Below are 9,862 nucleotides of genomic sequence, written 5' to 3'. Positions count from 1 at the left end.
TATTTTCATTGGGTTTAGTGAAGAAATCTATTATAAAATCAAATTTTATATTTTTTTTTGAAAAAACTAAAGAAAGATTTTCGATAAAAAGAACTTTTTTTTCATAAAAAAAAGAACCGGTAAATAATTCTTGAGCGATTTTTTTGGTTTCCTGAATGTAATTATTTTCGTCAAGAGAAAAAAATAAAAACTGATAATTTTTTATTTGACAAATTTTTTTGATTTCTTTTTTTTCTTCTTCAATAAAAAACTTCTGATAATTAAGTAATAAATTTAAATTATGATTAAGCTCCAAAATAAACTCCTTACTATGTATTTTATGTGTTTATAAAAAAATAACAAAAATTATTTTAAAATACGAGGATGATATTGAAAATAAACTTTTTTTAAATATTTTTGACTGATATGAGTGTAAATTTGGGTTGTCGAAATATCTTTATGGCCTAAAATATTTTGTAGTGTACGTAAATCTATGCCATTTTCTAATAAATGAGTAGCGAAAGAATGTCTTAAGGTATGAGGTGAACATTTAATATTTAAATTAGCTTTTTTAGCTATTTTTTTAAAAATTTTAAAACAACCTTGACGTGATAAACTTTCTCCTTGATTATTTAAAAAAACCCAAACACTTTTTTTATTTTTTAAAAGTGTACCACGACCTTTTTGTAAATATTTTTTTAATATTTTTAAAGAATAAAGAGTAACTGGAACAACTCTTTCTTTAGAACCTTTTCCTGTGACGATAATATAAGATTGTTTTTCGTATATATCTGATAATTTTAAATTTAAAATTTCAGATATTCTTAAACCTGAGCCATAAATTAATTCGAATAAAGCTTTATTTCTCAAAGAAATGACCGTATTTTTATCCGAAATACATTTTAAAAAATGAAAAACTTCTTGTGAAGATAAAACAGAAGGTAATTTTTTTGTTATTTTCGGTGTTTTTAAAATAAAAGCGGGATTATAATATATTTCTTTTTCTAAAATCAAAAAATTATGAAATTTTTTGATTACGATAATTTTACGTGCTAAGCTGGTACTGCTGATTTGATATACCATGCTAATATTTTCTAAAAACAAAGAAATATCTTTTTGAGTTATTTGTTTAGGATGTTCTATTTTTAAATCCACAGTGATAAAATTTAAATATTGTCGAATGTCACTTAAATAAGATGTAATTGTATTACTAGATAATAATAATTCATTTTTAAGATATGATTCAAAATTTAATATAAAATTTTTCATTCCAAAAATTTAAACTTTCTTTCAACTCTAATTTATAAATAGAAAACAAAATAACTCGAAATTATAATAATTAAAAAAAATAAATAACCTCAACCAAAAATAAAATTCTTTTGAAAAATAAAAGATATTAATTTAGTTATAATTATTTATTTTTAAAAAATTGAATTAAATAAATATATGACACAAAAAGTAAATCAAAAAATGAAGGTGATGATTTTTAAAAAATAAAAAAATATAATTAATTTATCTAGTATGACAGAAATCTATTTTATTTTTTAAAAAAATTTTCACAACGATGACATAAATCATCTGGATTTTTATTTTCTATTACGTTCCAACATCTCGGACATGAATGACCTGAAATTTGTACAATTTCCATATCTAAATTAGTATCGCTTATGATTTCCATTTTAGAAACAATAAATAATTGATGTAATTTACTTTTGATTTCTAAATTTTCTAACATTTGGATATATTCTCGTGGTAATTTTAAAATAATTTTCGCTTGTAAAGATTTATTAATTGTTTTGTCTCTTCTAGCTTCTTCTAATTGTTTGAGCGCTTTTTCTCTCAAAACAAAAAATAATTTATAATCATTTTCTATTTGTGAAAAGTTTTGTTGTTGAAATTGGAAATCCATCATTTGTTTTTGAATTTCTTCTTGAGAAGGAATATGTTCTAAATAAATATCTGCTTTTTTCTCCATAGAATTTAAATATTGATAGATTTCAGAAGTTGTATGAGGAATAATAGGAGTTAATATTTTTAAACAAGAAATTAAAATATCATATATATTAGATTGAATAATATTTTTCTCTTTATTATTTGGTTTTTCGATATACAAAATATCTTTTCCGTAATCAAGATAAAAAGCACTCATTTTATTCACGATAAAAGGATATAATAAACTCATTATTTTTTCAAAATTATAATCTTCATAAAATTTAATAACTTGTGAAAAAATATTTTGGAATTCTAAAAAAAATAATTGATGAAATAATGTTCTTTCAGAAAAAGGAATATATTTTTCTTGAGAAGGATCAAAATTATTTAAATTCCCCAACATAAAACGAAAAGTATTTCTTATTTTTTTATATTTTTCTTCTATTTGTTCTAAAATAGCTTTGTCTAATCTCACATCAATATTATAATTAACGCTAGCAACCCATAATCTTAAAATATCCGCTCCTTTTTGTTTAATGATTTGTAAAGGATCAACAACATTATTTAATGATTTGCTCATTTTTTGACCTGAACCATCTAAAACAAAACCATGCGTAATAACTTTTTTATAAGGAGCCTTTTGGAAAGTTGCTATTGAAGTTATTAAAGAAGAATTGAACCAACCACGATATTGATCAGCTCCTTCTAAATAAACATCAGCGGAATCTAAATTAGGAAACATTTTTTTGAAAACGCTATAAGAAGTTCCAGAATCAAACCAAACATCTATAATATCTTTTTCTTTCGTGAAAATATTGTTAGGACTTTTGTAATGACGATAATTAGGAGGTAATAATTGTGAAGCGTCCCATTCAAACCAAATATTTTTACCATGTTTTTCGAATAAATCGGCTACATGTTCAATAACTAAATGATCTAAAATAGGTTCGTTATTTTCTGTATAAAAAATAGGAATTGGAGTTCCCCAAACTCTTTGACGACTAATAACCCATTCTTTTCGATCTTTAATCATATTAAACATTTTGATTTCGCCCCATTTAGGAAACCATTCAACATTTTTAATTTCTGATAATAATTGATCTTTAATTTTATCAATGTTTAAAAACCATTGTGGGATAGCTAAAAAAATAACTGGTCTTCTAGTTCTTTCGTCGTGTGGATAAGAATGTGTTATTTTTTCAGATAACATTAATAAATTATTGTTTTTTAAATCATCGATAATAGAGATATTCGCTTCGTCATAAAATATATTTTGATATTTTTGAGCGTTTTCGTTCATAAAACCTTTTTTATTAACAGCTAACAAAATATCTAAATTATATTTTTCACTTAATAAAAAATCATCAAGACCATGACCTGGTGCTATATGAACTAATCCTGTTCCTTCTTTATCTGAAACGAAAGTATCTAAAACTACTTTTCCTTTATGTTCGAACAATTTATTTTCGTATTCTAAACCTTTAATTGTGTCTCCTTTAAATTGTTTAATAATTTTTACTTGTTCCCAATTAAATTTTTTTTTCAAATTTTCTAAAACAGAAGCACCGACGATATATCTATTGTTTTTTACTTGAATCAATTGATAATCTTTTTCTGGATTAACACAAACAGCCACATTAGCGGGTAAAGTCCAAGGTGTCGTAGTCCAAATTATTAATTGAGCATTTTGAAATAAACCTTGAGTTAAAACAGGAAAAAGAAAAAAAATTGAAAAAGATTCTTTATTTTTGTGTTCTATTTCAGATTCTGCTAAAACAGATTCTAAATAAGGAGACCAATAAACAGGTTTTAATTTTTTAAAAATTAAATTATTAGCGATCATTTTTCCAAAAATACGAATTTCATCAGCCACAAAAGAATTATCTAAAGTCAAATAAGGTTTGTCCCATTGGCCTAAAATCCCTAATCTTTGAAACATTTTTTTTTGTTTTTCCATGAATCCCAAAGCTATATTTTTTGATTCTTCTTTGAATACCTGTGGAGAAGTTAATTTACTTTTAGGAAATTTTTTTAACACAGCTGTTTCGATAGGAAGTCCGTGGCAATCCCAACCAGGAACATAAGGAGAATAATAACCTTGCATTGTTTTAAAACGTATAATAAAATCTTTTAAAATTTTATTTAAAGCATGCCCAATATGAATGTTACCATTCGCATAAGGAGGACCATCATGAAAAACAAAAGAAAGATTATTTTTGTTTTGATTTAAAACTTGAGAATATAAACCAATACTATCCCAATGACCTTCTATTTCGTTTTCTTTTTGACTCAAATTGCCCCTCATGGGGAAATCTGTTACAGGCATATCTAAAGTATCTTTATAATTTTTTTTTATCATATTTTTTCGCCTTCTTGTTTTATAAAAATAAACAATTTATCATTTTTAGTTTTTGATATTATTTTATTTTTCATTACAAAAAATTTATAATTTTAAAATATTTGAATCTAATAATAAAATTATAAAAAAATTATTTAGTAACATTAAAATGAAAAATAATAATGTCTCCATCTTGAACTAAATAATTTTTTCCTTCTAATCTTATTTTTCCGTTTTCTTTAGCTTTAGCTACACTTTGAAATTGAAATAAATCTTCATAATTGCAAACTTCTACTTTAATAAAACCTCTTTCAAAATCACTATGAATAATTCTACCACATTCAGGAGCTGTCATATTTTTTAAAAAAGACCAAGCTTTTGTTTCTGTTTTGCCTGCGGTAAAAAAAGTTTGTAATCCTAAAAGATTATAACTACTTTGAATAATCTCTTGTAAAGCATTTTGTTTTAAATTATAAATTTTTAAAAAATTTTGTTGTTCTTCTTCGCTTAAAATAGATATTTCTTTTTCTAATAAAATACAAACAGGAATGATTTTTCTGTTTTGGCTTTCGCTATATAATTTCATTTGTTGAAAAAATAAATTATCTTTTAAATTTAACAAATCTTTTTCTTGAAAATTACATATATAAATCATAGGTTTTAAAGACAATAAGTTAAAATTTTTGATAATTTTAGATTCGTGAGAATTTAAATTGATGGAAGAAATAGTATTATTTTCTAAACTTATTTTGATTTTATTTAATAATTCAGATTCTTCTAAAAATTCTTGTTCTTTAAGACTTTTTTTTTGTTTATTTAATTTCGCTAAACGTTTTTCAATTTGTTCTAAATCAGAAAGAATCAATTCTGTTTCAATAATATCGCTTTCTTCTGTAGGGTTAACTTTTTCGTTAACATGCATGATATTAGGATTTTCGAAACATTTAACAACGTGACAAATAGCGTCCACATCTCTAATATTTCCTAAAAATTTATTCCCTAAACCTTCGCCTTTGGAAGCGTTTTTAACTAAACCTGCAATATCTATAAATTGAATTTGTGTTTTAACAACTTTTTGTGATTGAAAGAGTTTCGCTAAAAAATGTAAACGTTCATCATCAACAGATGCGACTCCCACATTAGGTTGAATAGTAGCGAAAGGGTAATTAGCTTCTAAAACATTCATATTAGTTATAGCGTTAAATAAAGTTGATTTTCCAACATTTGGTAATCCGATAATTCCGACTTTCACAATTTTTTTTTCTTAACCTTCTCAAAATAATTAAATTATTATACCATATAAAGACTGTATAAAAATTTTAACATATATTTTATATTTTTATAATAAATTTGTCCTTGTAAAAAAATAAAAAACATCCAAATATATTTTAATTTAATTTTTGATCTAAATTTTTGTTAAAAATATTTTTATAGCGAAAATAAAAAAAATACCATTTGAAAAATGATATTTTTTAAAAAAATAATTATTTATCATTAATAATATCAACTGGTTTTTTAAAAGACCACTTGTAAATAATAAAAGAAGTAAAACTAACAGAAATAATAAAAATATAAACAAAAATAAATAAATTCATTAAAAGGTTTCTTATGAAAGGATGAAATGATAACTGTGGAAACATTAACCATCGAGAAATATTTGTTATCTCAGAATTCTTTTGAGGATCAAGCATTTCGTCAAATCCCACTTTTGTAAAATCGTCGATATTAACAAAAATTTTTTCCCATGAAGAAAAATTTGGTATTTCACTCATTTTGAAAGTTTGAAACAAAATAGGACTTAAATCGAATGTAAAAGTTGGAAAAATGAAAAAGACAACTAAAAAATACATAAAAAAGACTAAAAGAGTTTGTGCAATAACAAAAATGAAAATTTCAAAAATAAAAATTTTACTAATAGTGAGACTATTAGCTCCTAAAGCTCTTAAAATACCCATTTTCTATTCTGGAATATTATTTTTTATTTGTTCTAATTTAGGAACAATTCCTTTAAATGTTAAAATTAAATTTCTAAAACCTGAAAATGACAAAAACATAGCAACAATAGTAGTAACCAAAGTAGCTAAAAAAAGAAAAAATTTCTTGCTCTTGAAACTTTGAAGAGCTGTTTTAAAAGTAAATTTAAAAGAAAGACGAGATGAAAAAGAATTAAAAGGAATTTTAGTAGGCAATAACTTACTTTTTCATCGGTAGAAATAAAATTTTCTTCCAAAGGATTTTTTTGAAGTTGTTCTTGATAAGTTTTCATCATATCAGCCGTCACAACTTGGCCTTCTTTAAAGATTTGTTTGTCTTTTTTAGATATTTTATTTTCTGGCAGACATTGTAAATCAGATTCAATTTTACCATCTTTTAAACTAATAATTCGACCAGCGTATTTATAAGAACTTTCCATATCATGAGAAACTACAATAATTAATTTATTTTGTGCTAACTCTTTTAATAAATCAAAAACTTGAGTAGTAGTTTGGCTATCCAGATTTCCTGTTGGTTCATCCGCTATAATAATCTTAGGATTTTTTATTAAAGCTCTAGCGATGGCGATCCTTTGTTTTTGACCACCAGACAACTGATTTATTTTCCTAGTTGAAAAACTAAGGTTAAGAACTATTTGTTTTAATAAATTTTCTACAACAACCATATCTGGTTTTTGTTTTTGTAGTTCCAAATGTAAAACGATATTTTGTAAAACATTTAAATCTTCCAAAAGATTAAATTCTTGAAAAATATAACCAATCATACCATTAAGATAATCATCTAATTTTTTTTGAGAAAAATCAGTAATAATTCGATCTGATAATTTAATAGTTCCTTCGCTTTGTTTATCCATCCCAGTTAATAAATTGAGTAAAGTAGATTTACCTGAACCAGATTTACCAACAATAAAGCACATGCCTACATCAGGTAATTTAAAAGAAATATCTTGTAAAGCACGAGAAACAACTGATTTAGAAACATAATTTTTTCTTAAATTTTTAATTGTAAACATATTGCGAACTTAATGTGTCCTTTTAAATTTTTAATTTATAAATTTGTATTAAAAAATATAAAAGATAGAGAACTTTTTTTACTTTTTAAAGAAAACAATATTTCTTATTTGCTCTAAAAAACTGAAATAAAAAAATGAGTTAATCATAAATTATTTTGGATATTGCGAAAACTAAAAAATCCAAAATTACTTATTAATACTTTTAATATAACACAAAAAAACAAATGTAAACAAAAAAAATAATTTTTTTATTTTGGTTTAAAAAACGCTTTTTTTTATGTTAACATGAAAATAATTAATAAATAATTTTGATTTTTTTCAAAAAATTAAGTTTTTTGAATCAAAAATGAAACTTACAAAGTATTTTCTTGTTGTTCTGTTCAAGAATGATTAAATAAAAAACAAGCAACCAAATGGAGTTAAAATTATGTTAAAGCTAGAAAATTTATCTTGTTATGATAATAATCAAGAAGTTATTTTAAAAAACTTATCTTTTGGATTTCCTGAAAAAGGATTATTTGTTATAACAGGAGATAGAAGAAGCAAAAAAATTTTATTTGATTTTTTGACTTATCAAAAAAAACAGACATCGGGATACCTTTGGATAAGCCAAAAAAACACTCAATTGTTTACTCACAGCGACATCGCTTTTTATTATAATTTTGTCTTGGGTGTTTTGTCTTCTGAAGAATTTTTTTTAATTGATGAGTTAGGTGTCAAAAGTAATATTGAAATTTATTTAGAAATCCAAAATCAAAATTTTAATACTAAACAAATTAAAGAAATTTTCAAAGAAGTTGATTTATTAGAAGAAATAGAATTAGATAGCTTGGTTGAAGAAATTAAACAACGAACAAAAACAAAAATTGATTTTAGCGATTTTAATGTTGAAAAATTGTCACATTATTGTTGCTTTTGAACCAGCACAAAATAGTAACACTAAAACTAAAAAAACATTTTTTAATCATTTAAACAAACTTTCTCAAACTAAATTAGTAATTGTCTTTACGAATGATATTAATGAAATCCATACATTAATAGAAAAGCAGTTGATAATTCAAAAAAATGGTTTTCAAATCAATAAAACAATAAATTATCATAACCAAATCAAAACTATCCCGTTAAATAATTATTTTAATTTTGAAGAAACTAAACAATTATATTTAAAAAAATCACATCATCTATCTGATGAATTAACCAAATCTTTATCTTGGTTTTTATTTGATTTTTGTCCATTACCTTTTGAATTGAAATTTTTAGCTACTTTTTTACTTCGTTTTCGTGCTCCGTTAATATCATGTCTTTATAAAACTTTATTTGCTATCACAACTTTTTTTATTATCTATTTTTTTTATTCTCCAAGTATTTTTTTTGTTTGCTTGTTATCTTTCTTAATATTATTGGTTCTCTTGCCTGTAACATTTTTATTTTTTTCTTTTTGGCATAGATTAGAAATCAAACATACGTCAATATTAAATAAAAAACATTATTAAATAAAAAACATTTTTATAATTTACAAAAATAGGTATAAATAAATCTGATTTGGCTAAAATTTTACAAATAGATACTTATCAAAGTTTGGTAATCGGAATTAACTACTGAAACAGCTTTTAATTTGATTTTATTACCTTTATTGATAACTATTTTATATAAAACAATAAAATCTTTTTTAAGTAATATAAATCCTATTTTTATTTTATTGCCTTTAACATTAATTTTTTTATTAACTCCTTTTATTGTTGTTCCTTTGTTGATTAAACATATAGTTAAAAAACGAATCGTAAAGGATGTTTATCAAAAATATTACATTTATTTATAATTTTTTAAATAATATGATTTATATTTGATTCGATTTTTATATATTGTCTTTTTGTCTTTTCAATAATTGTATCTATTAAAAATTCATTTAATAGATTTGTAATATATTTTTTAGTTATTTTTTAAAACGAACTTAAGATAAATATAAAAATTATTTTGTTTTCTAATTAAGTTTAATTTTTAAAATAGAATAAATTTTTGAAAAATAATTTAATTATTCATTTCAATAGGCAATTGTGATTAAAGATACTTAAAATAATACAAAACCATCAAGAGATAAAAAAATTGTTAATCTAAATATATTTTCATTATTTAAACCAACATATTTTGTAAAAAATATTTTTTTTGTTTTTCATAATTATTTAATATAACTGTTTCTGATTCTATTTTTTCATCTAATAAACTTAAAAATTGAGCGATTTTTTCTTGTTCTTTAATATCTGAAATTAATTTAATTTTAAAATTTGCTAAAGAAATGTGAGAAATATTTTTTAAACCTGTTCCTTGACCTAACATAGCTAATTCTTTTTCGTGTTTTTTTAAATAATGATATAAATAAAGATAATTCAAAATATGATTTGAAGAATTAGTTAATTTAAATGCATGAGCACCACACCAAAAAGGTTTTTTATGATAAAAAACATAACCAACACTACCGCCTTGTGACTAATGGTAATAGTATTTTTTGAAGTATTAAATTGGTCATAAAAACCAGAAGGATTTACGCCACCATTTATGACATAATATTGTCCATTAGTTATAAATGTAGTTTTATTTAGTTGTTGACC

The 9,862-nt window shown here is 22.9% G+C and carries 8 protein-coding genes and 2 pseudogenes; 3 read left to right on the top strand and 7 right to left on the bottom strand.

The features are described 5' to 3' along the window. The 6 genes and pseudogenes from AB6A63_RS02700 to AB6A63_RS02675 all read right to left on the bottom strand — a co-directional run. Positions 1-295: pseudogene (locus tag AB6A63_RS02700) on the bottom strand (DNA polymerase III subunit delta); the annotation flags it as partial. Between the two features lie 50 nt (positions 296-345). Further along, a complete protein-coding gene (locus AB6A63_RS02695; protein WP_370431135.1) occupies positions 346-1,248 on the bottom strand; it encodes a tyrosine recombinase in 903 nt (300 codons plus the stop codon). A gap of 268 nt (positions 1,249-1,516) precedes the next feature. Next, on the bottom strand, positions 1,517-4,270 hold the full coding sequence (gene ileS, locus AB6A63_RS02690; RefSeq protein ID WP_370431134.1) for an isoleucine--tRNA ligase: 2,754 nt from the start codon (positions 4,268-4,270) through the stop codon (positions 1,517-1,519). A 130-nt stretch (positions 4,271-4,400) separates the two neighbouring features. After that, positions 4,401-5,501, bottom strand: a complete 1,101-nt coding sequence (ychF, locus tag AB6A63_RS02685) for a redox-regulated ATPase YchF (RefSeq protein ID WP_370431133.1) — start codon at positions 5,499-5,501, stop codon at positions 4,401-4,403. 232 nt (positions 5,502-5,733) lie between these two features. Next, complete coding sequence (locus tag AB6A63_RS02680) at positions 5,734-6,204, bottom strand: hypothetical protein (protein ID WP_370431132.1); 471 nt, start codon at positions 6,202-6,204, stop codon at positions 5,734-5,736. A 125-nt stretch (positions 6,205-6,329) separates the two neighbouring features. Continuing rightward, positions 6,330-7,256 carry an ABC transporter ATP-binding protein gene (locus AB6A63_RS02675; protein ID WP_370431131.1) on the bottom strand — a complete coding sequence of 309 codons (927 nt, stop codon included), beginning with the start codon at positions 7,254-7,256 and terminating at the stop codon, positions 6,330-6,332. A 427-nt stretch (positions 7,257-7,683) separates the two neighbouring features. Between AB6A63_RS02675 and AB6A63_RS02670 the strand changes: the two genes are divergently transcribed. The 3 genes from AB6A63_RS02670 (at position 7,684) to AB6A63_RS02660 (ending at position 9,075) form a co-directional block, all read left to right on the top strand. Beyond that, complete coding sequence (locus AB6A63_RS02670) at positions 7,684-8,175, top strand: hypothetical protein (RefSeq protein WP_370431130.1); 492 nt, start codon at positions 7,684-7,686, stop codon at positions 8,173-8,175. Continuing rightward, positions 8,090-8,749 carry a hypothetical protein gene (locus tag AB6A63_RS02665; protein WP_370431129.1) on the top strand — a complete coding sequence of 220 codons (660 nt, stop codon included), beginning with the start codon at positions 8,090-8,092 and terminating at the stop codon, positions 8,747-8,749. Before AB6A63_RS02670 ends, AB6A63_RS02665 begins: the two co-directional genes overlap by 86 nt. Positions 8,750-8,871: 122 nt before the next feature. Then, complete coding sequence (locus tag AB6A63_RS02660) at positions 8,872-9,075, top strand: hypothetical protein (RefSeq protein ID WP_370431128.1); 204 nt, start codon at positions 8,872-8,874, stop codon at positions 9,073-9,075. A 311-nt stretch (positions 9,076-9,386) separates the two neighbouring features. On the opposite strand, the pseudogene AB6A63_RS02655 reads toward AB6A63_RS02660, so the two are convergent. Then, positions 9,387-9,728 (bottom strand): annotated as a pseudogene (locus tag AB6A63_RS02655) (restriction endonuclease subunit S); the annotation flags it as partial. Positions 9,729-9,862: the final 134 nt, after the last annotated feature.

The sequence above is a fragment of the 'Camptotheca acuminata' phytoplasma genome (assembly GCF_041276565.1).
GTDB lineage: Bacteria > Bacillota_I > Bacilli_A > Acholeplasmatales > Acholeplasmataceae > Phytoplasma.
This window is presented reverse-complemented; position numbering and strand designations above follow the sequence as displayed.

Bases quoted from the DNA above. Each gene is read 5' to 3' on its own strand.
- AB6A63_RS02675 (WP_370431131.1), bottom strand. From the start codon at position 7,256: ATGTTTACAATTAAAAATTTAAGAAAAAATTATGTTTCTAAATCAGTT.
- AB6A63_RS02695 (WP_370431135.1), bottom strand. From the start codon at position 1,248: ATGAAAAATTTTATATTAAATTTTGAATCATATCTTAAAAATGAATTA.
- AB6A63_RS02680 (WP_370431132.1), bottom strand. From the start codon at position 6,204: ATGGGTATTTTAAGAGCTTTAGGAGCTAATAGTCTCACTATTAGTAAA.
- AB6A63_RS02670 (WP_370431130.1), top strand. From the start codon at position 7,684: ATGTTAAAGCTAGAAAATTTATCTTGTTATGATAATAATCAAGAAGTT.
- ileS (WP_370431134.1), bottom strand. From the start codon at position 4,270: ATGATAAAAAAAAATTATAAAGATACTTTAGATATGCCTGTAACAGAT.